Below are 23916 nucleotides of genomic sequence, written 5' to 3' on the forward strand. Positions count from 1 at the left end.
GATGTAAATGTACAAGATAATGTAGTAGAAAGAACAAAATCAGGATTAAGACAAAGAGGAAGTAAACATAATCGGACAGATCAATTACGTAGAAAATGAGATTAGGAGGGTTAGCTGTGAAAGTAATTGATATTGCGAATCAAAGAAGAATTTACTTTGAGATGAAACAGCGAGAATCACAGGCGAGTATCTTAATAATAATAGCGGGATTGTTTGCTGCCGTCGCTATAATGGTTTTTCAAATAAGTTTTGAATTAGATCATTTATATCATTACATTGTTATTTTTTCCTTTCTAACTTATTTTTCTCTCCATCTGTACTCGAAAAACAAGTCATCAAAAAATAGAGAGAAAGCAAAAGGGATTTTAAGATGAATAACTGGATATTTGCTATCTTGATGTTAGGAGTTGCGATTGTGTTAAGCATGATCGCAACTTTTTTTAAACAGATTTTTAGAGTGCTAAGGCGAAAGAAGAAAAAAGATCCTAAGTTGGTTACAGTAATGAACGCTGAGTATGTAAATCAAGATTTTTTTGGGGGGAATTTTAATGAAAGAGTTTCTAATAGAAATACTAAATAATCAATTTGTAATGCAAATTATCTTTACAACAACACTTTCATTTGTAGTATATATGATATGTTTTATTGCCTATAATGGAGGGTTTTGGAGAGATATGCAATTAGATGCTTCAGAGCATATCTTTCTTGAGCTTGATCCTTTACTGCGCATTATAGTAAAACCTGCCTTATTAAGTTGGCTAATATATGACAAGCCCTTTATTAAGCAATGGTTTTTATGGTCTTTAGATCATACTTTAGTGAAATGGATTATTGGGATTTTATTTGTATTAATTGTGGGGGTATGGATTTTACAAATAGCAATGTGGGTATATTGCTTTGTAAGAGAAACTATTTACGCAATTATACGTTGGAAAAGAAAACAAAGGATAGCATTTACAACACAGGAAGAAGAAATATTTGATTTTTGTGTAGACAAATTTCCGAGTTATACAGAAAAATATTTAGCTAATGAATTAACTGATTCTGTAGAAGCAAAGGAGATAATTTATAAGTCATTTTTATGCTTGCACATTTTGAATCCTAAAGGTTTGCGTAATTATTATGGTTTGCGTGTTTATGAATATGATATTAAAGATTATCCTGAGGAACATCCAGTTAAACAATATTATGCTAAGTTTGAAAAGTATCCACTTTTTATAAAGGAACGTATGGAAAACGATAGTAAAATGTTTAAAACTATGAACCTATATATTAAAAGTACGATAAGAGAGTATAAGTCTTGTAACAATAAGGGGGAAAAATAAAATTTATAACGTAATAAGGGGAGTGTTGAGTAATGGAAATGATGCGTAATCCTAAGAATACAAAGCAAGAAATTAAGTTAGCCTTCTTTTATATCATGGATGGAGCAATCATAGTTCTAATGTTAGTACTAGCAAGTTATATGTCGAAGCTTGTTCCAGTCGGAGGACTTGGAAGGATAATGTTTTATGTGCTGTTTGGGGCGTTTGGGGTGTTCTTATGTATTAAACCTCATAACAGTCCTACAAATAGAAATATATTTGTGATTTTGGATATGTTGAAGATGGACAATAAAAACTATCATCCAATTGAAGTAAATACCATAAGCAGCGAAACAAAAAAGAAATAGGAATGAAAGGAGAGTGCAGATATAGCGCTCTCCTTTTTTATATCTCATGAAAGGAAAGATGAAGATGAAAGTTGCGACAGTTGAATCTAAAAAAGTAAACCGAAAGAGACAAGTTGAGTCAGAGAAAAGTAATGGAAAACAAAGTTTTATTTCAACGATCTTTGCTTCTTTTAAAAATACGGATGCATCAATTGTTGATGTTGCACCTTATAAACGACTGGAACAAAAAAAGGGGATCTTAGTAGATCGTAGAGACAACTTGCAGGTGTATTTAAAGGTAAAGACTACGGACTTAATTTCTATGAACAAAGATGATTTAAATCGATTTATGAATCAGTTAACTAGTTTATGTCGTGTGTATCATGAGCCATTCAAGATTTTGTCTCTAACGTACTCTACAGAAACAACAGAACAACAGGTGTACTGGAAGCGCATGGCGCTACGTTATCAAGGGAAAATGAGTCAAGATGTGTCAGAGAGAAACGAAGAACACTTATGGTCTCAACGCTATAGTTTAGCAATTGAAAATTTAAATCGGGTACTGTGGGTAGAAAAGAATTTAAAGGAATTGGCTTTCTTCATTGTTGTGTATGCAAAAAATGAAACAGAGTTAGTAAAGAATGTGAAGGACATGAAGCGCTATGGTGGACGTCAATTTAACTTGCAGAATATGAAAGCAAAAGAAGTTGAGAAGCTAATCTTTAAGCTACAAAACATGAATTCAGAAATGTAAAAGGAGGAAATGAATAATGGTAAAGTTGGGGAAAAAAGAACACCGAAAATATCGTACTGAAGGATATGATTTAGATTTTATTTCGAGGGTGCAGCCGCAAGGTGGCATTAAATTTAATGAGAAGTACATAGCGCAAGGTGATTGCTATGTTGCATGTTTACATGTGTACTATCTAGCTGAAGATATTCCTCCGCTATGGCTAACGGCACTCATGAACAATAAAGATACCGTTTCAAGTGTAGACATAGCGACAGCGAATAAAGAAGAAGTAGTAAAAGACATTAACCGTTCTATTACTGAATTAAAAGACCGTATGACATCAGAACGTCGTTCTACTGATCGTGACGATGCTCATTGGGAACTACAAAATTTAACAGACTTTGCTCGTTCTATTACGCAGCAAGGTGAAATTGTTAAACTCATAAAGTTGCGTATCTTCATATATGATCCAGTGCTAGAACAATTGGAGAAAAGAATTGGTGATATTAAGAAAGAAATTGCGGGGCAGAACTATAAAGCGCAAGTGTATGTTTTTAAACAAAAAGAAGAGTGGCAAACATTGTTTGCAAGCTATGACGATCAAATAGAATACTTGGGAGTGAAAAGTGGCTATCCATTACCTTCACAAAATATTGGTTTCGGTATTCCATTTCATCATCAAGATTTAAAAGATCCAAGAGGAATTTATCTAGGACAAACTACTACAGGTGGCGCATTTATTTTAGATCCGTTTTTCTCTACAAGTACTAGAACATCATTTAGTGGTTTCATCTTTGGTAAGATGGGTGCTGGTAAATCAACACTACTTAAACAAATCGAAGAAGGATTGGTTGCGAAAGATTGCTTCATTCGTGGTTTTGATAAAGCAAGAGATTATTACACAATTGTGCAGCAGCAAGGCGGTAAAATAATTGATTTAAGTGGGGTTCAAGATTCGGAAGAAGTAGAAACAGGAATGATAAACCCCTTAGAAGTATTCGCAACGAAAATTACAAATACAGGTGCAGTTGATGAGAAAGGTTCATTCATTCAACATATTTCTAAAGTCACGAATATGGTTCGATTTTTAAATTCAGAATTTGATGATACGGTGATTCAAGAGTTTCGTAAACATTTGTATGCTTTCTATATTGAGTGGGGACTTGTACCTCAAAAGGGAAGTGATCGCCCGTACAAAGTAACGGGATTCCCTCCTAATCACTATCCAATTTTAGAAGATTTTTATAAATATTTAAGTGAGCTGAAGCTAGAAGCGGGAGCAACACCACAACGTCTCCGTGATTTAGAAGCAATCAAATTGCAGGTGGAGGACATGATTACGGTGTACGGTGATATGTTTAACGGTCATACAACACTTAAAAACTTTGAAAATGAGCAGATTGTTTTCTTTGATATTGATGGGATTTCAAAATACGATAAATCAGTTTTTAACTGTCAATTGTTTACCGCATTAACATTGATTTGGAGTCATGCGCTTAAAAATGGTCGTCAAATGAAGTATTTACGAGAAGAAAAAAACTTATCAATAGAAGACGTTAAGTATTTCATGGTTTTCCTTGATGAGTGTCATAACATTATCAATTCGCAAAATGAATTTGCCAATCGTTATGTATTAGAGTTCGAACGTGAGATGCGAAAATTCTTTGCAGGTATATTTTTTGCGACACAATCCCCACAAGAAATGTTACCACCACCAGGAAGTACAGTGGATGTGTCTACGATGAAAGCCATCTTTGAATTAACTCAATACAAAATATTCTTGAACATGGATAACTCCGTGTTAGAGACTTTAAAAAGTGTTCTAGGTGAGAGTTTAACAGAATCGGAGTTTCGTATCTTACCTGAGTTGAAACGAGGGGAAGCAATTGTACAGGTAAGTTCTACTGAAACATATAACGTGATGTTTGATCCTGACGAGAAACAATTAGAACGCTTTAAAGGTGGTCAGTAAAATGGCAGCGACGCAAGAAACAGCAATAGACAAGTATAAGAAAGTGAAAAGAATAAAATGGCTCGTTCGCTTGTTAGGTGGTTCTACAGGAGTAATAATTGCGGCAGCCATTACGATTCTTTTAATTGTTAGTATGGCGATTTTGGGTGGAGAAAGCTCTACAGGTACACCGAATGGTGGCATAAGTGGGAATGCTTCAGTGCAGAATTTACCACCTGAAGTCATGAGGTGGCAATCGATGGTGGAGCAGGAATGTGCAGCGCAAGGTGTACCAGAGCTAGTTCCATATGTACTAGCAATTATTATGGTAGAGAGCAATGGTATTTCAGAAAAACTACCTGATATTATGCAGTCTTCAGGCGCGACACGTTTCTCTATAAGCGTTTAGACGTGAAGTGAGAGTGTTGCTGAAATTTATCTTAAGCAACAATAACTAATATATCGAGAGTTGGAATGAAAATCGTCATGTTGAATTGAAACAACTCCATTAATACTCCTACATGCATGATTTGTTAGTAGACAGATTGTGTATGAAGCTAGGTGAAGTCGGCTGAACGAGCCTAAGTGATTTTTAATCATATGGTGTAGGATAGGTCGGATGGCTGAAAAGATAACTATGGTGAGAATGTCCCTTATGGGTCTGACGAATTTGCGAAGGTACGGGTCTAAAATTGCACTATACCGAAAGGTATAGCACACAAGAGTGTGGTAGGGTACCGAGAAGTACGAATCTGACGGTAGGAAATCGGGATAAGCAACGATGAGCTTATAAACTCTACAGGCTTATAGCAAACACCTACGGTTATCATGAATAGCTAGATATATTGGAACGTGGGAAGCAAAAAACTGCTAAATGAAAACAGCTACTACTGGGCAGGTGGATATAAGGTAATTAGCCGAAATTCCTTTATTTTTGTGAAGGTAGGGGCACAGTACCGTTGAAGCGTCTAATGAACGTGGAGGGATGGCCCCAAGTCTAGTTTGTTTTATGTTTAATTTTAAGAAAATGAAGCTCAATGGTCAGGTAGGAATGTGGGCAAAAACCTAGGAGGTTTCCACAGTTGAGCACAACAATGAGATATTGGGAATATTACAATATGCAAGAAACATTTGATAGGTTATATGAAGAAAGTCAAGGAAATAAATCATTCCATGGTCTATATGAATTGATTACTTCGGAGAACAATATTCTTTTAGCATACCGAACAATAAAATCTAACAAGGGGTCCAAAACCGCTGGCACGGATTTGTTCACGATAGATAATTATAAACCAATGTATAAAAAGGAATTCTTATCATTGGTTTGTAAACAACTAGAGATATACAAACCAAAAGCAGTAAAGAGAGTTTTTATTCCTAAGTCCAATGGAGATAAAAGACCTTTAGGAATTCCAACAATGTTTGATCGGTTAATTCAACAAATGATTAGGCAAATTTTGGAGCCGATTTGCGAGGCGAAATTTTACGAACATAGTTATGGATTTCGTCCGATGAGAGGAACAAAACATGCCATTTCTAGAGTAATGTTTTTGATAAGCAGAAATACTTTTCATTACGCGGTAGATATAGATATAAAAGGATTCTTTGACAATGTTAATCACACATTACTTCTAAAACAATTGTGGAATATGGGTATTAAAGATAAGCGAGTGTTAAAACTTATCTATTTAATTCTAAAAGCACCAATTAAGGGATTTGGAATTCCAAAAAAGGGAACACCACAAGGTGGAATACTCTCGCCATTACTATCCAATATAGTTTTAAATGATTTAGACCAATGGATAGCAAGCCAATGGCACTATTTTGAAACATCATATCCATATACAAATAATGCAAATCAAAAGCGAGCAATGAAAGGTACCAAATTGAAACAAGGATTTATTGTTCGTTATGCAGATGATTTTAAAATTATGGCAAAGGATTTCCGAACGGCACAAAAATGGTTTTTCGCGACAAAAATGTATCTCAAGGAACGATTAAAGTTGGACATTTCACCAGAAAAATCCAGAATAATCAACCTTAGAAAAAACAAATCTGAGTTCTTAGGATATTTATTATATGTAGTACCCAAAAGAAACAAATGGGTTTGTAACTCTAGGATATCAAATAAGAAAAAGAAGCAAATCAAACTTGAGATCAAAAAGCGAATAAAAGCTATTCAGTTGTCATCAACTCGGAAAAATGTGCAATTATATAATGCCTATGTACTTGGACTGCGTAACTATTTTAGGTATGTTACACATGTAAATATTGAAATGAAACAGCTTGCATTTAACCTATCATTAGTAATATTCAATCGATTAAAAAGTGTCGGGAAATATGAAGTTCCAATCAATGCACCTCCGGTGTTTACAAAATTCTTTAAAAATAATTATCGAACATTTAAAGTATGTGGTATTTACTTATTTCCACTAGCGGATATACAAACAGCAACTATATGGAATTACACGCAAACCCAAACACCTTACAATCAAAAAGGCCGAAAGATTGCCAAACATATTGAGTTAAATAAATTGGTATTAGGCGAAATTAAGAAACTACTAACTGCAAATATCCCTAATGAAAGTATAGAGTACTTGGATAATCGAATGGCAAGGTATTCTATGTTGAATGGAAAATGTGAGATACTTAAAGAATTTTTACCAGCAAGTGAGCTACATTGCCACCACTATATTCCGAAGGGATTAGGCGGAACAGATGAGTATGAAAATCTTAGAATCATTCATAAAGAAATTCATAGATTAATTCACATGACAAATAAACAAACGATTGAATCCTACTTTCAAAAACACTCGTTGACTGTGGAACAAGTTAAACGAATAAACCAATATCGAAGAGCTTGTAATTTAGAAAAAATTAAACAATAAACAAATTAGATGGAGCGCCGTATGAGGTGAAAGTCTCACGTACGGTGTGGAGTGGGGGAAAAGGTAGAGATAACTTCAAATCCTTACCTATCACTAACAGTCACAAGGTTGGGCAATGAATACAATTTCTAACCCGAAAGATTCTATTTACTACGGTGTTATGCATTTAAAAGGCGCATTTGATGATGCGAAAATGCTAGGGATTAATGATTTGTTAGCCATTGTACAAACATACAACTTTGGTCGTAATTATGTGCATTGGTTAGCGACAAATAGTAAAACGCATTCTTTACAAACGGCTGATTATTATTCTTTAACAGTTGTTGCACCTGCTGGTGGTAATAGGAATGGAACAACAATTGGATACAGTCAACCTGTAGCAATTGCTTACAACGGTGGTTATCGCTATATCAATGGCGGTAACTTTTATTATGCAGAAATGGTGAAACAATATTTAAGTTTTAATAACGGGACTGCACCAGTAAACGGATCAGAAACCTTTAAGAAAATAATGGAGGAAGCTTTGAAATATAACGGAAACCCGTATGTTTGGGGCGGGAAAACTCCTGCACAGGGATTTGATTGTAGTGGATTAACCTCTTGGGCATTTAGAGCAGCAGGAGTCAATTTAAATGGTTCAGCATCAGAACAATACTATGCAACTGTAGAAGTTGATCCGAAAGATGCACAACCAGGCGATTTAGTTTTCTTTAAAGGGACATACGGTGGGCCCGATCATGTAAGTCATGTAGGGATATATGTTGATGCTAATACAATGTATGATTCTGAAAGTTCAGGGATAGGGTATCACCAATTTACATCACCAGGATGGCAAAAGTACTATGCAGGAATTAGAAGAGTAGTTCCAAAATAAAAAAAGAAATGGGTGCAAAATAAATGAATAATATATCAAAGATTTTAGGTGTAGTGTTGATTTTATCACTGGCTTTTAACGGAATACTGAGTTATAGCACAAAGAAAGAATTTGAAAAGAAGGATAAAAAACATCATGTGACTGTAGCGGAAAAAGAGAAGCAAATCGGAGATTTAAAAGTGAAGTTGGAGCAGGAAAGTAAAAAAATAAATGAGGGTGCAGCGGACGAAAATAAAAAAGAAAGTAATCCAACAGTAGATTTACAAAACAAATACAGAGAAGTTGCAAATCAATTCGTACATGCTTATTTAGATTATTCGGTACAAAATAAAGGCGAAAGACGAAACAACTTGTTAAAAATAACGGACAAAAAGGTAGTAGATGTAGTAGCACCTAATACAGATGATTTAGGCGATCCAAACTTCAAATCACATGTAAATAAGGCTGCAATATACATTAATTCAGAAGGTGATATTTCTAAGAAATGTACGGCTTTACTTGATGTGGAGTACACAATTGAGGGATTAGAAAATAAAAAAACAACGATTAACAGTGTTGTAAAGATAACGCTAGAAAAGCAAGGGGAAGAAATTAAAGTTGTAGAGTATAATCCGTATCCAGCGAAACGATGAATAGAAAATGATGTAAACGAAAAGCCCCTTACTAACTAGTATGGGGCTTTTCGTTTAACAAATAAATCTAACAGGAAGGAGTAACATCATGCTTTTGAGTGAACTAAAACCCAATCATGATTATGTAAAAGAAGGTAGGTATTTAATTTTAAGTCTACGAAAAAAGAAGGGGATTCGAAAAGATAAGTTTATTGAAATCCCGATAACATGGTTTGATTATAACTTTGGGGAAAAAGTGGAATGGCTCATTGTACGTGAATATCAGTCTAGTGTTAATGGGAAAGAAAAGTATACAAATTATAAACTTGAAAACATTCACGCTCACGTGAGCGTAGTAAATGTGAAAGGAGAAACAACAAAATGAATTTTAATTTTGGAATGAATAAGGAAGGTAGAAAGCCTGCAAATACAAAAAGGAAGGCGTATTTATATACTTTAGGAAGTTTTTTCACAGTGTTTTTTGTACTTTGTATTTCTCCTGTTTTTAGTGGAGCGACATATAAATTTGAAGAAATGAAAATAGGTGAGTATCAGAGTTTGTCCACCACGGTAAAGATTTCAGTTGCAAAAAAAGAATACAATCCAGTCAATCAAACGTTACGAATTGATTATGAGTTAAGGGCAGATAATGACTCTCAAATTCTAAGTAATATGAAATACAAAGTAGAGAATAAATACATTAAACAAAAAGATAATAACGTGAAAACGAAGGTTTATCGGGCAAGTGATAACTACATTGTGGTAATTAGTGAAAATGTTCCTGAAGAATTTGGTGTTGTATCTTCGGTTGTGAAGCCTGAATATATTCATCCTGAATTGCAAACGGACGTGGATGATCTAAAGGAACGGAGCTTGAAAACGTACGTTTTAGAAAATGAAAAATTGATTAATAAAGAATTGAAAAAGGAATCGAAAGATTTCTATGAAAAAGAGTATCTTGCATTTTCGCAACAGGGATTGAGAAAAGAAATGAAAGAAATAGAGAAGAAAATTGATGATAAAGCTTCAGCTATGAAGCAATTAAAAATCAAAAATGAAAAGTTAACAAAAGAAATGGAGTACCAAACAGAGGGCGAAAAAGTGAAAACCAAAAACACAATAAATTCAAATGAGTCTACCATTAACAACCATCAAAAAGAAATTGATGTATTAAAAGAAGACATCAAAATGAAAGAAAAGAAAATTAAATTGCTGAGTGAAAAGAAAAAAACGATATAAAAAATAGTGTTTTTGAGTGACCACTAAGTGACCACTGAGTGCCACGAAATGACCACTATCCTTAAAATATGACCACTGAGCGACCACTCGGAGAGGATTAGTGATATCAATTTGAGTGAAGTAGAAACCTAATAGGCACAGCCTATTTAAGCGCTTTGTTTACAAAGTGATATCAGGTTTCCTTATGCTCTTTTTTAATCACTGTCTTTAGTTCTTAACTAGAAAGGAGGAAATACGACTATTCTAGTTATGCATTTATCAGAAAGGAAGTAATAACATGGACATCTTGTTAAGAGGTATTGATCCTAAATATATAAAAGATATTGATAAGAGGTGTGAATTAATAAGTGTGAAATTGAAGAGAAAGTATACTCGTGCAGAATACTTGAGAAGTCTCATTCAAAACGATGTAGAACATTCTTTGCTTCAGTTTAAGCAAGATAAATTTGATGAAGCAGTCGGCAATGTTACCGTGTCATTAGAAAGACAAGAGAATAAGTTACAAGAGTATATAGATGCAACTAATGAATTAATAATGAAATTAGCTACTCGTAATTAAAGACAGGAGAGAGAATATGAGTGAAGTGGTTTTGTCTGATACAGCAAAGTTTAAGATTACTAGAATTCATAATGATATTGTGGAGGAATACTTGCAACAGCATCCTGAGTATAAAACTAAAGCGGATGTGTTTAGACGTGCAATTGGGTTGTTAGATGAAGATATGAGGAAGGAAAAAGGCGAGGATGATGTATCACTTTTGAAAAAAGAAGTGAAAGGTTTAACGCAAGCCGTTAATACAATGAAACAACAAATGGATATATTAATTAAGTTAAACATGGAACTTATTGCACGATCAGGAAGCGATTTAAGTTTAGAAGAATTGGAGCAGGAAGTTAAAAGTGAAATTGCTTCTGCTGTTACAAAGAAATCGGAAGGGAAGTTCTCTCGAACTGTTAAACGTGAACCTATAGAAGTAAACATGCAAGAGCAGGAACACATACAGAGAGAAGTTAAAACACCATCTTTTGCAAAGAAAACATTACCGATGATTACGGATGATGTACAAATTGTCATGAAAAAAGGTAAACCACATAAGGCAATTTCTAGATTAGGACAGACCATGTATGAGGAAATTGAGTGGGAACAAATCCCCGAACATAGACGAAAAGAATTAACATAACTTGAAGGAGAATGATGTATGGGAAAATCACCAAGTATCATATTAACATCTCAATATACCATTCCAAACCAAAAGAGTTTTACAACGTATGTAGATTATTGCATGAGACAAAAAGCACTTTTAAAAGAGAGACATACCTTAACAAATACAGAACTAACCGAACTGAGTCGATTGCAAAATGCAATTGACTCTTTTGATATGGAGAGGGGAAGTCCTCATTCTAATCAAAAGAAAGTGAGTGTATCTGAAAAAGAAGCAGAAGCAAAAGTGCTTTTAACTTCTCCAAACAGTTTTAATACTACGACTGATTTTGAAAAGTATGTTAGCTATATGGGAAGAAAATATGCGCTAGAAAGCAAAAAGAAAATGACTAAAACGGAAGAAGAAGAGGTGTTATTACTTAATAAACATATAGAAGATTTGTCTCCTGAACAAATGCAGGAGAAGATAAAAGCAGAAGAAATTTTGTCGGGTGTTTTCTCGAAAAATAAAAATGTAATTACCTCCAATGATTTAAATGAAATAAAAGAGTTGGTGGGAAAAGCACAAAATAAAGGTTCGGTTTATTATCAAGATGTTATCTCATTCGATACGGACTTTCTAATAGAACAGAAACTATATGATCCTGTAACGGACGTGTTAGATGAAAATCGGATTCGAAATGCAAGTCATAAAATGATGGAACAGTTATTCAAGGATGAACAAATTGAAGAGAATAACGGCTTTTGGTTTGCATCTATTCATCGGAATACAGAACACATTCACATTCACTACGGAACAGTAGAAAAAGAAAATAGAAGGAAGCTAGTCGAAGTTAAAGTGGATGGAGAAACTTTTTACGAACCAAAAGGAAAAAGAAAACAAAGTACACTAGATCATATGAAAACAACTTTTGCGAACTCTCTCGTAGATCGTACAAGTGAGTTGAGTCGAATATCTAATCTAAGAAATAACTTAGTGCAAGAAGTCAAAAAGGAGTATCTACAATCAAAAGAAAAGCAACCAAGTAGGGAAGTTACTTTGTTACAAGAGATATACAACGGGTTACCTAGTAACAAAAAAGATTGGACATATGGCAGCAAAAGAATGCCGAATGAAACAAGAAATAAGATTGATGAACTGACAGGATTGTTAATGAAAGAAAATCCTATTTTTAAGGAATATCAGGAAGCTGTAGAAAAAGAATCTAGTTTTCAGAAGGGTTTATATGGAGAATCGGAACGGGAAGAAAAAGATTACGCAAAGAATCAAATGAAAGATATGCAGAAGCGTATGGGTAATTCCTTACTAAAAGAACTGAAGAAAAAGCAACCATATGAGGACAATCCGTTGTATCAGTTTCAGCAAAAGAATGAACAGATTAAAAAGAAATATGAAAGGGGGCGGTTAGAAAAAAGAAGAGAGTACACTACATATTCTCAATACAAACCGCCATTAATTCGAAAAAAGGATGTCCGAAATATTGAAGCGGCGTTGAATGATGATTTAACAAAATGGCGTGCAGAACAAGAGTATGAGCGTGTACAGGAACGAATTGCACGACAACAAGAAATGGATTATTAATTTAAAAGGAGGATTTAAAGTGGAGAAAAAAGTGTATTATTCCATCGTTTCAAGTACAAGATTTAGCCGTAATGAAGAAAATAGAACCATTATAGAAGAGAATATAAAGAAAGGAGAAAATCATTTTCTAATTCGGAACGATGATTATGGTGAGTGTTTTGAGGTGGATTTTGAGAAGCAGATAACTGAAGAAGAAAATGAAAACTGGATACTGGAAACGGTTATTGGTTTTGCTGAAAAATATAAAATTACAGAATTTGAGTTGTGGAAAAAATTTGAGGGTGATTCTACATATGATAAAGGATTTGGAATAGTGATAGTGGGTTCAATGGATAATCCAATGCTAAAATTTAAAGAAGTATACTCGGGTTCGTTAGAGAATTGGAATATAAGTTGGGACAAAGGAAAACAAACTTACGAAAAAATATACTTCAAATTAGCGTTGTAATAATAGAAAGGTAGTGTGTAATATGTTTCAAAATAATTTTTATATGATTGATCATGTTGACCAAGTAAAGAATGAGGTTCATCTAAGTAAATATTTATTTAATAAGCAAGTTATCGTAAAAGTTTCTGAAGAAGAAGCGGCAGCCTATGTCGAGTTTATGCAAGGAGCAGCGGAACATGATAGTTTACCATTTGTTAAATATGATGAAGAAAGAGGGTTAATTTGCGAATGACCTACACAAAAAAGAAATATACACCTAAGACAAAAGAGCAAATTAAAGAAGAAACACAAGAAATCATGGACAAGGTTTTTACCGATATTACGAAGTACTATGAATCCACTGAAGACATGATTGAGTTGGCTGGATTCATGGCGAAGTTTAGTAACTATTCTCCTAGAAACATGCAGTTAATTAAATCACAATTTCCACATGCGTATGCTTGTGCGAGCTTTAAAACATTTAAAGATGCAGGATTCCATGTAAATAAGGGTGAAAAAGCAATGAAGGTTTTTCATCCTTATGTAAAAGAATTTGTAAGAGATCAAAAAACAAAATTAGCAATTCCACTAACTAAATTAACTGCGGAACAAAAGCAACAAGTGAAAACTGGTGAGTTAAAAGTGGAGAAGCAAACAAATTATTATTTGAAAGCAACAGCCTTTGATGTTTCACAAACAAATGCAAGACCTGAAGACTTGCCTAAAATATTCCCGAATCGTCAGTTTAATTTTGAGGTGACAGAGGAAAACAAAGAGTTATTAAAGACAGGTATAGAGGCATTAGCAGAAAAAGAAAAGATTGAAATTAAAATGATGGGCAATCAAGGCGCATTAATTAATGAATTAGGTAATGCTCATGGTATGCATTTACAAGCTGTTGACGGTTCTCATTCCGAAATAGTTATGAATACTCGAAACACCGAAACAAAAGAATTAGCTGTATCTATACATGAATTAGCACATGCGAAGTTACATAATGTGAAGGTGGATCATTCAGAACACACACCTACAAAAGAGTTTGAAGCAGAATTAACTTCTTATATAGTGTGTAAGCATTACGGCATGGATACGAGTGAATTTGCCATTCCTTATATAGCCCAATGGACGAAAAACGGACAGGATATAGAAGAGAAAGACAAATCTATTATGCGTGTTCACGAAACCGCAAGTAGCTTTATAAATACAATTGATAAGAAAATTTCTGAATTGCAAAGAGAGAACGAAAAGAATAGGGAACAAGATAATGGAGATATAAAAGGTCAATCTAATTCTGAAGAACAACAGAATAAGGTTGACCATTTTTTATCTAATAAAACAGAAAAAGATGTAGATGCAGCCGCTATAAAACAGCAAGAAACAAGAAGGATTGCACGTATGGCATATATGCAACAAATGGAGAGGTAAGAGGACATCTTAATAGGTGTTCTTTTTAATTTTAACTAATAAGGAGAAGAGAAAACGATGATGTTTTATGATGATATGGGAATAAGTACGGAAGAAACAAGGCAATTTATGGGGATGGTGCTTGAAGACTTAGAACATTATTATCATTCAAAGGAAGGGGTTTTGGAATTAGCTGAGTTTATGTCTAGATTTAGTAATTATTCGGGTAGAAATATGCAAGTGATTAAATCGCAATTCCCTGATGCGTATGCATGTGCAAATTTGAAAACTTACAACAAGGCTGGCTTTTCTTTGAAAAATGGAGAACAGGAAATGAAGGTTTTTCATCCTCTTATCAAAGAATATGTAAGAGATCCCAAAACAAAAAAAGAAGTTCTTGTAAAAGATTTGACAGTAGATCAGAAGGGACAGGTTAAGAAAGGCGATTTAAAAATAAAGAAAGACATAACTTACTATTTAAAGAAATCGGCATTAGATATTTCACAAACCAATGCTACTAGTGACGACTTGAAAAAGATATTCCCGAATCGTCAATTTGATTTTGAGGTATCAGAAGAAAATAAAAACATGTTGATTTCTGGAATCCATGTTGTAGCTGAGAAAGAAAAAATTGAAAGTAAAGCACTTGATGAAAATGAAAACACCTTAGAAATAAAGCAAATACCTGAAGTCATCTATGAATTGATTCGTGAAAAATTGCAAGGTGAAAAAGGAAAAGGGAGTAAAGATGAAGTGGCGGGAGATTTTGAAACACGAATGGCTACACATATTGTTTGTACACATTACGGGATGGATACGAGTGAAAATACAGTACCTTATATTAGTAAATGGGTTGAAAGTGATCAAGATTTAAAAGAAAAAGATTCTTCTATAATAAACATTCACGATACAGCAAGAACGTTTATTAATGTAATAGATCAGGAAATCTCTGAATTACAAAGGGGGACAGAAAAAGAACTACAGAAACACAATCCAGTAATCAGTAACGATACAAAAGAATTAAACGAAAAAGATGCAGTAAATGATGAAAAGGAGCAAAAGAAATTCGAATTTCCTGCTTTTCAACAAAGAGTCCTTAAACGTATACAAGAAAAAGCGGAACAAAATGTTGCTGAAAACATTGGGTTAAATTTAGGGAGTCATTGGAATGCTGTCTCTCAACGGGCAGAGCTAAATTCAAAAAATCGATGGAATGATTATAAAATTAATCTTTCTGAAGATGGAAAATATATAGAGGATATTCAGCCGAATATGATTTTGAGTTTGGGTGAATTAAATACAATCGTCAATAAATTTGGAACTGAAAAAGAAGTAGAGAATTTGAAAATCGTAACAGAAGAAATGAAACCACATTATGAAGCTGACTCAAAAGAAACAGAGTTATTTAATACACATGTTGCTAAAGTATCGGTAGATCAAGATAAAAACATGAAGGTTGAATGTATTTCTGAATATGTATCAGACAGTGACATTGAATTTGATTTTAACCACTCTGTAGCTGAAGCGATTGATAGTATTAATTCTTCTATTACAAAAGCGCACAAAGAAGTAATGAGCGAAGAAATTGAACGTCAAGGAAGTAATCAAGAATTGAGTACAGGACAACAAGATGAAGAAGCAGCCGTTATGAAAAAGCAAGAAGCTAGAAAAATAGCACGTATGGCATACATGCAACAGATGGAGAGATAAAAGGACACCTTAATAGGTGTTCTTTTTTATTTTAAATTTCAACTAATAAGGAGAGAGAAAAATGATGGATAACCATAAAGTAGTAACAGGCATTCAACAAAAAGCAGCTCTAGAGATTGACGAGAAAGTAGGTATTGATTTAGAAAAGCATTGGGAAAATTACGAAATTCAACTGTCCGAAGACAATCGAGTAATCGAAGAAATTCATCCTGATATGCGTTTGAGTTTAGGAGAAATGCTATCTGTTGTAAATAGATGTGGAACGGAAAAAGAAATGGAAAACTTCAATCAAATTGCAGATTACCTTGAACCGTATTATGAAGCTGAACTTATTCAAGGAGAATTCTATGATACGCCAATTGCTAAAGTTTCAACAGATAGACAACAAAATATGAAAGTGGAGTGCCTATCTGAATATGTATCAGACAGTGACATTGAATTTGATTTTAACCATTCTGTATTTGAAGCTGTTAAACATATCAATCATTCAATTACTAAATCACACAAAGAAATTATGAATGGTGATGTGGAGTATCAAGGGCTTTATCCAGTAAATGAAGATATGGTTATTTACTGTGAATCGACAGGGAAACCATTGCAGCAGGATGAAGCGGCTTATCACTTTGAGGGCTATGGATATGTAGTAGCAGAAGAGGTGATTCCTGAAGAGATAGAGGGAAAAGATGCTTATTATACAACAATCGGCTACGAAGATGTTGAAGAAAAACGACTTGCTCCTCTTAGATATATGGAAGAAAAGAAGATTGAAGATGGAGAACTTTGTTTCAATCCAGTAGAAGAGATCGTAAATGATCGAAAAAGCGAAACAGAGGAAGTTTTTCAAATGGAATCCGCTAAAACAGTCGGGTCGGTGAAGAAAGAGCATGGCGCTATAGAGGTACAAGAATCAAAAACCATCCCTGAAGTTGGAAAGCGATATGTTGGGAAAGATACCGTCCATGAGGAAGAACAACAGCAAATATCGCAAACAAGAGAGCAAGCAAGAAAACATTATATGATGAAACACATGCTTGGTCGGGATTATTAATATAAGAAAGTGGGATAACCAATGAAGTATAAAACGCATCTTACAACAAGCCTAGCGGTCGCCCTGCCTGTCTTGGCATCAACGGGAAACCTCACGATTGGAAATGTGATAGCGGTTAGTTTTGGGGCTTTGTTGCCTGATATAGATGAACAACATTCATGGATTGGCAGGAGAACTCGTGGAGTATCGGACTTAATGAATATGGTATTTGGTCATAGAGGAATCACTCATTCACTATTTGGTTTAGTGCTTGTGTTGATTCCTATTTTATTTGCAGTCGGGATGACACCATTGACCTTTACGAATGGCATGTGCATCCTTGCAGGATACTTTCTACATCTAGTGGAAGACAGTTTCTCTAAAAAAGGTATTAAGTGGCTGCTGCCATTATCCAATAGAAATTTCCAAAGTGGATTCCATATTTTTTACTACAGCTATAACGGTATAGCGGAAAAAATGATTTTAATGATTAGTACGATTGTAGTTGTGTATGAGTTGTATTCATATGGAATGGCAAGTTTCCAATTTGGGGCTTCAGGCATTTTAGAATCCTTTAAAGCGTTATTTAGTTAAAGCAGAACAAATACAAATATAAATAAATCGAAAATGACCATGTGAAAATGCATGGTCTTTATTTATTGGAGGAATTGCTATGGAACAACAAAAGAAGAATACCAAAAGATATACCGAGGAAGAAATTGAAAAGGCAGCATCACTTGATATTGTGGATTATTGTATGCAAAACGATATCCCTGTAAAGTCTGACAGTGAACGTTATTACCGTTTAGCGGAACACGATAGCTTAATCATTGATAGGAAGAAAAATCAGTTCTACTGGAACAGTAGAGGGGTTAACGGGAATATTATCAAGTTTGTACAGGAGGTAGAAGATGCTTCGTTCCCTGGGGCGATGCAGCGATTACTGGACGGAGAACAGGACTATGAAAAAGCTTCAGAGGTTACATTTGTGAGTGAGCCTTATGATTGTGAACATTTTGCGGAAAAAGAAGTACCTCAATTCGATAGAGCAAGGGAATATCTGACTGAGGAAAGAAAGATTGATCCGCAAGTTGTAGATGCATTGCATAAAAAAGGACTGATTAAACAAGATAAGTACAACAATGTATTGTTCCTATGGAAAGACCGTGAAACGGGAGCGGTAATGGGTGGATCAGAGCAAGGAGTCGTAAAATCGGATAAATACAAACGTGGGGCGTGGAAAAGTATCCAAAAAAATTCTACGGCTAACTACGGTTTTAATGTATTGCAGGGCGAACCCCGAAATCTAAAGTTCTTTGAGTCCTCTATTGATTTACTAAGCTACGTATCACTACATAAACATGACCTTAAAGATACGCATTTAGTTAGTATGGAAGGGCTGAAACCACAAGTAGTATTTAATTACTATATGAAGAGTCAAGAGCGGATTGGTGATGTTCCTGACAGTCTTTCATTATGCGTTGACAATGACAAAGCAGGTAAAGCTTTTGCGGAACGATTGATACATTTTCGCTATGAAAAGAATGATGGAAGCATAGTTGCATTTAAGCCGGAATATCCGCAAGCACCGTCTAAAGAACAAAAATGGGATTGGAACGATGAATGCAAGCGAGTAGCCAATCAACGAGAACAAGGAAGACGTACAGCTTATTTACAACAAATGGGCAGAGAGAGATAAATAATCGAAATGTAATTTTAAAATGTGTGAAATGAAGTTGAAAATGTTGATTTTTATTAGTAAACCGCATATAATAAAGGTACAAAATTAGAGTAACCTTACTTTAGTAGGTGCGAAAAAATTGGTGTAACTCTACCGTAGTGAGTACCAAAAAATTGGTGTAGCCTTACCGTAGTAGGCGCTAAAAAAGAATTTTAAAAGTAGGGAGAGTTTTCTTCCTACTTTTTTTGTTTCTAGGGGGAGAAGAAAGTTGGCTAATAAAGATAATCCTAAATTCTACACCATTTCAACTGAATATATAGATTATTTAAGAGAAACGGATAGTAAAGTACCTTTTAATAAAGATGAACAGCATAGTAGACCGTATGTAGGTGTATTGGAAAAAATCAATGGTCATGATTATTTTGTACCTTTAACATCACGTAACGATAAAAATTTTAACAGTCAGGTCAGTGTGAAATTATTCGATACTGATGAAAAGCGAATTGGAGTTTTATTGGTTAATAACATGATTCCAGTCCCAGAAAAAGAGTGTAAAGAAATTGATATAGCAGAAAAAACAGCAGCAGACCCTCAGTATGGTAATTTGATGTTAAAACAGTATTTATTTTTAAAAGAAAATATGGATCGAGTTACTAATAAAGTGGAAAAAGTATATAAAGATGTAACTGTACAAGGAAAGCCTTCACATAAACAAAAATTCTTAAAAGGAGTTTGTTGTGATTTCCCTAAATTAGAAGAAAAGTGCCAAGAATATAAAGAAAGAGATCAAGCTAAAGAAAGAGATAAAGCTAGAAGAATAGCATATATGCGTCAAATGGGGCGTGAGAGATAAAAAGGACAACATAGCGTTATGTTGTCCTTTTTATATACAAAATTTTATTAGTGAGAGGAAGAAGAAAATGAAATATCAATTAGAATACGATAAAGTTTTAACAACGAAAAAAGAATTTGTTCTAGAAAAAACAGGAGAGATTATTTCTGGTGTTTCAATGTTAATTCGTTTTGGTAAAGTTTTTGAAGGAAAGCCTTCAGATGGCTTATATACATATTTTGAAGAAGCGGATTCAACTTTGTCAGGACTATTAAGGATAGCTTATGACTCTGAAACAAAGAAGTTTGATTTTTACTCACATGATATTCTGGGGGACAATTATGAAGTTGTTGGTTATACAAAAGATGTAGGTGTAGGATTTACAGAAGGTCATTTTATTAGTAAAGAAGAATTTGAAGAGATTATTGAGAAATATGGTCACTTCTTTGCTACTGATAATTCCTTACAAAACTGTGCGTATTGGGTTCATGAAATTGAAGAAAATGATAATCAAAATAACGAAGTAGAAACAATCGAAGAATATTTTTCTATGGCTTTGGGAGTATCTAAATCAGAGACGTATGGATATATTGCAAGATATAGTGAGGAAGTTCCGGTTTGGTGTTTCCTTTTAAAACGTGATGGTGCTAAAGGGGAGAAATATTATGGTGAGCACTGTCCTTTGAATAATATAAATCTAGAAGATTTGATAAAAGTATTTTCTTTGTTTTCTAAGCAAGATAGAAAAATAATTGTAGATACAGAAGGTTATTTATACAAAGACAGGGACTACTTATTTAAAAATGAGTTTGTATTAAATCCAAAACCATTAGAAAAGAATGCTCTGAATTTGGAACACGGTACACTAGAGGAATTTATTATTGAGGATAATTTGTATGACTCTGATAAAGAAGGCTATGGATATATTGTAAGGGCTAGCGAGGAACAACCAGTTTGGTGCTTGTTCTTAAGGAGTGAGGATTCTGATGGGAATAAATATTGTAGTGGACACTACCCTTTGCATATTACGGATATGGAAGATCTGATTAAAGTTTTTTCCTGGTACTCAAAACATGAGAAAAGATTAATCGTAAATACAGAGAGCTACTTTTTTGCAAGAGAAATAAAGGAAATGAACTATCCAAATCGGGTAGAAAATAATTTTTTAAATTCAACTAGCTATTTAATTGAAAAAGAGTATGATAATCGTTTTTTAATTCATCGAGAATTAGAAGATGACGAAATTAGTAGATATTCTGAAGCTGAAATATGTGTATACAATGGAAAAAAATACTTAGCTGCAATTGTAGTTTGTTCTTCAGAAGATGAAGCGGTAGCCGTTGTAAAAAGTTATTGGAGAGCAATTGATATTTTGATTGAAGGTAAATGAAGAGTGAGTAGTAATATAAAGCGAAGAATCAATAAAAACAGTAAGAGCAACGTAGCGATATGTTGCTCTCTTTTTTGTATACAAAATTTAAAAGGAGGAGATTTGAATGGAGAAGTTAGAAATTGCAAAAGAATTACTGGAAAATAGTTTGAATGTTTATATAAAGATAAAAATAGAAGAATATATTTTTCGTTTTGAAGGGCTTGAAAGTGGAGTTTATTGCAATAAACAGAATTTTGAAGATGACTCAATGATTCGTTTTCACAACTGTATTACTTATATCCACGAGACAGGTTTTAATATAAAGGGCTGGATGTTGTATGAAATTCCTATTTATTATTCTCATTGTTTTTATAACGAAAGCATTGGGAAAAGGTTTGATTTAATGGTATTAAATATCGGTGAAGTAATGCCAGCCTATTTAGATTACTCAGAAGAAAAAGCTGCTGAAACAATAGAAGAAGCTATAGAAAAATATATTTATTAACCCAATTATGATAAATGTACACAAATACACATTTACACATGTTCACATTTTTAGGAGTAGCATAATTCATGCTACTCCTTTTTTTATACAAAATTTTAATAATGAGAGGAAGTAATACACATGACTACATTAATTATTGCGGAGAAACCATCACAAGCGAAAGCGTATACAGAAGCATTCCCGAAAGTTGAGAAGAAGGATGGCTACTTTTCTATTGCGCCTTGTTCCTTAATGCCGAATGGAGCGAATATTACATGGGGATATGGGCATTTAGTGGAATTGAAAGCACCACAAGATTATAAAGCAGAGTGGGAAAAATGGGATATGTCACAATTGCCAATTTTACCGGAGCGCTACGGATATAAAGTATCAGCCGATAAAAGAAAGCAGTTCAACGTTGTAAAAAAATTAATGAAGGAAGCAGATTGTATTACAATTGCAACGGATATTGATAGAGAGGGTGAAGCAATCGCACGTTTAATCATTCAAGAAGCGGGCTGTTCTTCTAAAAAAATGAAACGCCTTTGGATCAACAGCTTAGAAGTGGATGAAATTAAAAAAGGATTTCAGAACTTGAAGGAAGGCTCGGAGTTTGAGAGTATGTTTGCTGAAGCACAGGCTCGTCAAATTAGTGATTGGGCAATTGGTATGAATGCGAGCCGATTATATACGCTGTTATTACGTCAAAAAGGCGTACAAGGTGTTTACAGCGTTGGGCGTGTGCAAACCCCTGTTTTATGTCTCATTAACCAACGGCAGCAGGACATCAAACACTTTAAGCCATCCCCTTTCTTTGAACTAGAAGGACAGTTTAAAGGGATGAACGGAACATACAAGGGAAGATACAAAGAGCGATTCCAAACGAAAAATGAAGTGGAATTGCTACTGAAGAAACATCAGCTGTCTGAAGGAGCGAATCAGCAAGGTGCAGTAAAATCCGTTGAAGTAAAACCGAAGAAACAAGAAGCGCCAAAGTTGTTCTCTCTTTCTTCCTTACAGGCTTTAGCGAATAAAAAGTACAAGTATTCACCTGCCGATACGTTGAAAATTGTCCAAGAGCTATACGAAGCAAAACTTGTGACCTATCCACGAACAGACTGTAATTTCATTACAGAAAATGAATTTGCTTATTTAGTCCGAAACCTAGAGGGATATCAATCTATTATAGGAGTATCCTTCCAACCAAAATCATTAGATCCGAATAAACGCTACGTCGATAATCAAAAAGTACAGGAGCACTATGCCGTTATAGCGACTAAAAATGTTCCTTCGAAACAAAAGGTAGATCAATTAACGGACAAGCAGCGCAACTTGTATACGGAAGTGTTAAAGAGTGTGTTAGGCATGTTCCATGCGCCTTACGAATATGAAGAAACAATTATTACAACAGATATGAATGGGTTAGAGTTTACGACAAAAGGAAAATCGGAAAAAGCGTTAGGATGGAAAGAACTTTATAAAACAGATCAACCAAGCGAAGAAGAGAGCGAAGACAGGGAATCCCTCCTTCCAGTTGTACAAAAAGGCGAACTTGTACAAGGGAAGATACAGACAAAAGAAGGCATCACAACACCACCAAATCCTTATACAGAGGGACAACTTATTACTTTAATGAAAACATGCGGCGCTTCAGTAGAAGATGAAGAAAGTAAAAGCATCCTAAAAGAAGTAGAAGGACTTGGTACGGAAGCAACACGAGCTGGCATCATTGAAACGCTCAAAAAGCAAGAATATATAGAAGTGAAAAAGAATAAAGTGACGGTTACACCGAAAGGTGAAATTCTTTGCGAAGCCGTGGGCGGCACGTTATTAGCGAAGCCCGAAATGACAGCGCAATGGGAAGGGTATTTGCGTAAAATCGGGAAGAAACAAGGCTCTAAAGAGGTGTTTGTAGCGAAGACAGGGGAATTTACCAAGCAATTGATCGTCAACGCTACGAAGTCAATTGGTGAGCTTCAGATAGATAGCAAAGTACAAGAAATGAAAACAAAGGATTCCGTAGGGAAATGCCCGAAATGTGGCAAAGGCATAGCGAATCGCAAAACATTTTACGGTTGTACAGGTTATAAGGAAGGTTGTAAGTTCTCTCTTCCGAGCGAATTTTTAACAAAGAAAATTAGCGAAGCAAACGTTAAAAAATTATTAACGGGTAAGAAAACAGGATTAATTAAAGGAATGAAAGGGAAATCAGGAAAAGAATTTGATGCGTATTTGAAGCTTGATTCTAGCGGAAAGATCACATTTGAATTTGCTAAAAAATAAACGAG

At 34.4% G+C, this 23916-nt stretch carries 24 protein-coding genes and 2 pseudogenes; all 26 read left to right on the forward strand.

Features of this window, described 5'->3' with window-relative positions; genetic code table 11:
- Positions 1-95: 95 nt before the first annotated feature.
- The 26 genes and pseudogenes from BLT20_RS28405 (at position 96) to BLT20_RS28530 (ending at position 23911) form a co-directional block, all read left to right on the forward strand.
- The gene (locus tag BLT20_RS28405; protein WP_016097298.1) at positions 96-374 is read left to right on the forward strand and encodes a hypothetical protein; all 279 of its coding nucleotides are present in this window, start codon (positions 96-98) and stop codon (positions 372-374) included.
- A complete protein-coding gene (locus BLT20_RS28410) occupies positions 371-580 on the forward strand; it encodes a hypothetical protein (RefSeq protein WP_016097299.1) in 210 nt (69 codons plus the stop codon). Before BLT20_RS28405 ends, BLT20_RS28410 begins: the two co-directional genes overlap by 4 nt.
- Entirely contained in the window at positions 549-1325 is a 777-nt protein-coding gene (locus BLT20_RS28415; RefSeq protein WP_016097300.1) for a hypothetical protein, read from the forward strand. The genes BLT20_RS28410 and BLT20_RS28415 overlap by 32 nt, the downstream gene beginning before the upstream one ends.
- Before the next feature lie 32 nt (positions 1326-1357).
- Positions 1358-1672: a DUF5592 family protein gene (locus BLT20_RS28420; protein ID WP_016097301.1), complete on the forward strand. Its 315-nt coding sequence runs from the start codon at positions 1358-1360 to the stop codon at positions 1670-1672.
- Between the two features lie 64 nt (positions 1673-1736).
- A complete protein-coding gene (locus tag BLT20_RS28425) occupies positions 1737-2405 on the forward strand; it encodes a hypothetical protein (protein ID WP_016097302.1) in 669 nt (222 codons plus the stop codon).
- Positions 2406-2421: 16 nt separating this feature from the next.
- Entirely contained in the window at positions 2422-4356 is a 1935-nt protein-coding gene (locus tag BLT20_RS28430; RefSeq protein ID WP_016097303.1) for a VirB4 family type IV secretion system protein, read from the forward strand.
- A gap of 1 nt (position 4357) precedes the next feature.
- Positions 4358-4714, forward strand: a pseudogene (locus BLT20_RS28435) (lysozyme family protein); the annotation flags it as partial.
- Between the two features lie 703 nt (positions 4715-5417).
- Complete coding sequence (gene ltrA / locus BLT20_RS28440; protein WP_000108316.1) at positions 5418-7223, forward strand: group II intron reverse transcriptase/maturase; 1806 nt, start codon at positions 5418-5420, stop codon at positions 7221-7223.
- A 97-nt stretch (positions 7224-7320) separates the two neighbouring features.
- Positions 7321-8097 (forward strand): annotated as a pseudogene (locus BLT20_RS28445) (lysozyme family protein); the annotation flags it as partial.
- Between the two features lie 23 nt (positions 8098-8120).
- Complete coding sequence (locus tag BLT20_RS28450) at positions 8121-8729, forward strand: hypothetical protein (protein ID WP_016097306.1); 609 nt, start codon at positions 8121-8123, stop codon at positions 8727-8729.
- 88 nt (positions 8730-8817) lie between these two features.
- Positions 8818-9093, forward strand: coding sequence for a DUF5513 family protein (locus BLT20_RS28455; RefSeq protein WP_016097307.1), 276 nt, complete (start codon positions 8818-8820; stop codon positions 9091-9093).
- Positions 9090-9947, forward strand: coding sequence for a hypothetical protein (locus BLT20_RS28460; RefSeq protein WP_016097308.1), 858 nt, complete (start codon positions 9090-9092; stop codon positions 9945-9947). Before BLT20_RS28455 ends, BLT20_RS28460 begins: the two co-directional genes overlap by 4 nt.
- Positions 9948-10224: 277 nt before the next feature.
- Complete coding sequence (locus BLT20_RS28465; protein ID WP_016097309.1) at positions 10225-10506, forward strand: hypothetical protein; 282 nt, start codon at positions 10225-10227, stop codon at positions 10504-10506.
- A 16-nt stretch (positions 10507-10522) separates the two neighbouring features.
- Positions 10523-11128, forward strand: a complete 606-nt coding sequence (locus BLT20_RS28470) for a hypothetical protein (protein ID WP_016097310.1) — start codon at positions 10523-10525, stop codon at positions 11126-11128.
- 18 nt (positions 11129-11146) lie between these two features.
- Positions 11147-12691, forward strand: a complete 1545-nt coding sequence (mobP2, locus tag BLT20_RS28475) for a MobP2 family relaxase (protein ID WP_016097311.1) — start codon at positions 11147-11149, stop codon at positions 12689-12691.
- Between the two features lie 19 nt (positions 12692-12710).
- The gene (locus BLT20_RS28480; RefSeq protein WP_016097312.1) at positions 12711-13139 is read left to right on the forward strand and encodes a DUF5514 family protein; all 429 of its coding nucleotides are present in this window, start codon (positions 12711-12713) and stop codon (positions 13137-13139) included.
- A gap of 22 nt (positions 13140-13161) precedes the next feature.
- On the forward strand, positions 13162-13371 hold the full coding sequence (locus BLT20_RS28485; protein WP_016097313.1) for a DUF5511 family protein: 210 nt from the start codon (positions 13162-13164) through the stop codon (positions 13369-13371).
- A complete protein-coding gene (locus tag BLT20_RS28490) occupies positions 13368-14543 on the forward strand; it encodes an ArdC family protein (protein WP_016097314.1) in 1176 nt (391 codons plus the stop codon). Before BLT20_RS28485 ends, BLT20_RS28490 begins: the two co-directional genes overlap by 4 nt.
- Positions 14544-14600: 57 nt before the next feature.
- The gene (locus BLT20_RS28495) at positions 14601-16232 is read left to right on the forward strand and encodes an ArdC-like ssDNA-binding domain-containing protein (protein WP_016097315.1); all 1632 of its coding nucleotides are present in this window, start codon (positions 14601-14603) and stop codon (positions 16230-16232) included.
- 61 nt (positions 16233-16293) lie between these two features.
- Positions 16294-17280 carry a hypothetical protein gene (locus tag BLT20_RS28500; RefSeq protein WP_016097316.1) on the forward strand — a complete coding sequence of 329 codons (987 nt, stop codon included), beginning with the start codon at positions 16294-16296 and terminating at the stop codon, positions 17278-17280.
- Between the two features lie 21 nt (positions 17281-17301).
- Positions 17302-17853 carry a metal-dependent hydrolase gene (locus tag BLT20_RS28505; protein ID WP_016097317.1) on the forward strand — a complete coding sequence of 184 codons (552 nt, stop codon included), beginning with the start codon at positions 17302-17304 and terminating at the stop codon, positions 17851-17853.
- Positions 17854-17932: 79 nt separating this feature from the next.
- A complete protein-coding gene (locus BLT20_RS28510) occupies positions 17933-18958 on the forward strand; it encodes a DUF3991 and TOPRIM domain-containing protein (RefSeq protein WP_016097318.1) in 1026 nt (341 codons plus the stop codon).
- 250 nt (positions 18959-19208) lie between these two features.
- A complete protein-coding gene (locus BLT20_RS28515; protein WP_016097319.1) occupies positions 19209-19793 on the forward strand; it encodes a type III toxin-antitoxin system ToxN/AbiQ family toxin in 585 nt (194 codons plus the stop codon).
- 67 nt (positions 19794-19860) lie between these two features.
- Positions 19861-21162 carry a hypothetical protein gene (locus BLT20_RS28520; RefSeq protein ID WP_016097320.1) on the forward strand — a complete coding sequence of 434 codons (1302 nt, stop codon included), beginning with the start codon at positions 19861-19863 and terminating at the stop codon, positions 21160-21162.
- 106 nt (positions 21163-21268) lie between these two features.
- Positions 21269-21649: a hypothetical protein gene (locus BLT20_RS28525; protein ID WP_016097321.1), complete on the forward strand. Its 381-nt coding sequence runs from the start codon at positions 21269-21271 to the stop codon at positions 21647-21649.
- Positions 21650-21769: 120 nt separating this feature from the next.
- Positions 21770-23911 carry a type IA DNA topoisomerase gene (locus BLT20_RS28530; RefSeq protein WP_016097322.1) on the forward strand — a complete coding sequence of 714 codons (2142 nt, stop codon included), beginning with the start codon at positions 21770-21772 and terminating at the stop codon, positions 23909-23911.
- The last annotated feature ends 5 nt before the right edge of the window (positions 23912-23916 follow it).

Origin of the sequence: Bacillus sp. cl96 (assembly GCF_900100505.1) — a bacterium.
GTDB classification, from domain to species: Bacteria; Bacillota; Bacilli; order Bacillales; family Bacillaceae_G; genus Bacillus_A; species Bacillus_A cereus.

Coding starts and splice junctions, on each gene's coding strand:
- BLT20_RS28495 (WP_016097315.1), top strand. CDS start 14,601: ATGATGTTTTATGATGATATGGGAATAAGTACGGAAGAAACAAGGCAA.
- BLT20_RS28405 (WP_016097298.1), top strand. CDS start 96: ATGAGATTAGGAGGGTTAGCTGTGAAAGTAATTGATATTGCGAATCAA.
- mobP2 (WP_016097311.1), top strand. CDS start 11,147: ATGGGAAAATCACCAAGTATCATATTAACATCTCAATATACCATTCCA.
- BLT20_RS28500 (WP_016097316.1), top strand. CDS start 16,294: ATGATGGATAACCATAAAGTAGTAACAGGCATTCAACAAAAAGCAGCT.
- BLT20_RS28490 (WP_016097314.1), top strand. CDS start 13,368: ATGACCTACACAAAAAAGAAATATACACCTAAGACAAAAGAGCAAATT.
- BLT20_RS28510 (WP_016097318.1), top strand. CDS start 17,933: ATGGAACAACAAAAGAAGAATACCAAAAGATATACCGAGGAAGAAATT.
- BLT20_RS28520 (WP_016097320.1), top strand. CDS start 19,861: ATGAAATATCAATTAGAATACGATAAAGTTTTAACAACGAAAAAAGAA.
- BLT20_RS28505 (WP_016097317.1), top strand. CDS start 17,302: ATGAAGTATAAAACGCATCTTACAACAAGCCTAGCGGTCGCCCTGCCT.
- BLT20_RS28425 (WP_016097302.1), top strand. CDS start 1,737: ATGAAAGTTGCGACAGTTGAATCTAAAAAAGTAAACCGAAAGAGACAA.
- BLT20_RS28410 (WP_016097299.1), top strand. CDS start 371: ATGAATAACTGGATATTTGCTATCTTGATGTTAGGAGTTGCGATTGTG.
- BLT20_RS28455 (WP_016097307.1), top strand. CDS start 8,818: ATGCTTTTGAGTGAACTAAAACCCAATCATGATTATGTAAAAGAAGGT.
- BLT20_RS28460 (WP_016097308.1), top strand. CDS start 9,090: ATGAATTTTAATTTTGGAATGAATAAGGAAGGTAGAAAGCCTGCAAAT.
- BLT20_RS28420 (WP_016097301.1), top strand. CDS start 1,358: ATGGAAATGATGCGTAATCCTAAGAATACAAAGCAAGAAATTAAGTTA.
- BLT20_RS28525 (WP_016097321.1), top strand. CDS start 21,269: ATGGAGAAGTTAGAAATTGCAAAAGAATTACTGGAAAATAGTTTGAAT.
- BLT20_RS28430 (WP_016097303.1), top strand. CDS start 2,422: ATGGTAAAGTTGGGGAAAAAAGAACACCGAAAATATCGTACTGAAGGA.
- BLT20_RS28415 (WP_016097300.1), top strand. CDS start 549: ATGAAAGAGTTTCTAATAGAAATACTAAATAATCAATTTGTAATGCAA.
- BLT20_RS28485 (WP_016097313.1), top strand. CDS start 13,162: ATGTTTCAAAATAATTTTTATATGATTGATCATGTTGACCAAGTAAAG.
- BLT20_RS28530 (WP_016097322.1), top strand. CDS start 21,770: ATGACTACATTAATTATTGCGGAGAAACCATCACAAGCGAAAGCGTAT.
- BLT20_RS28465 (WP_016097309.1), top strand. CDS start 10,225: ATGGACATCTTGTTAAGAGGTATTGATCCTAAATATATAAAAGATATT.
- BLT20_RS28470 (WP_016097310.1), top strand. CDS start 10,523: ATGAGTGAAGTGGTTTTGTCTGATACAGCAAAGTTTAAGATTACTAGA.
- BLT20_RS28450 (WP_016097306.1), top strand. CDS start 8,121: ATGAATAATATATCAAAGATTTTAGGTGTAGTGTTGATTTTATCACTG.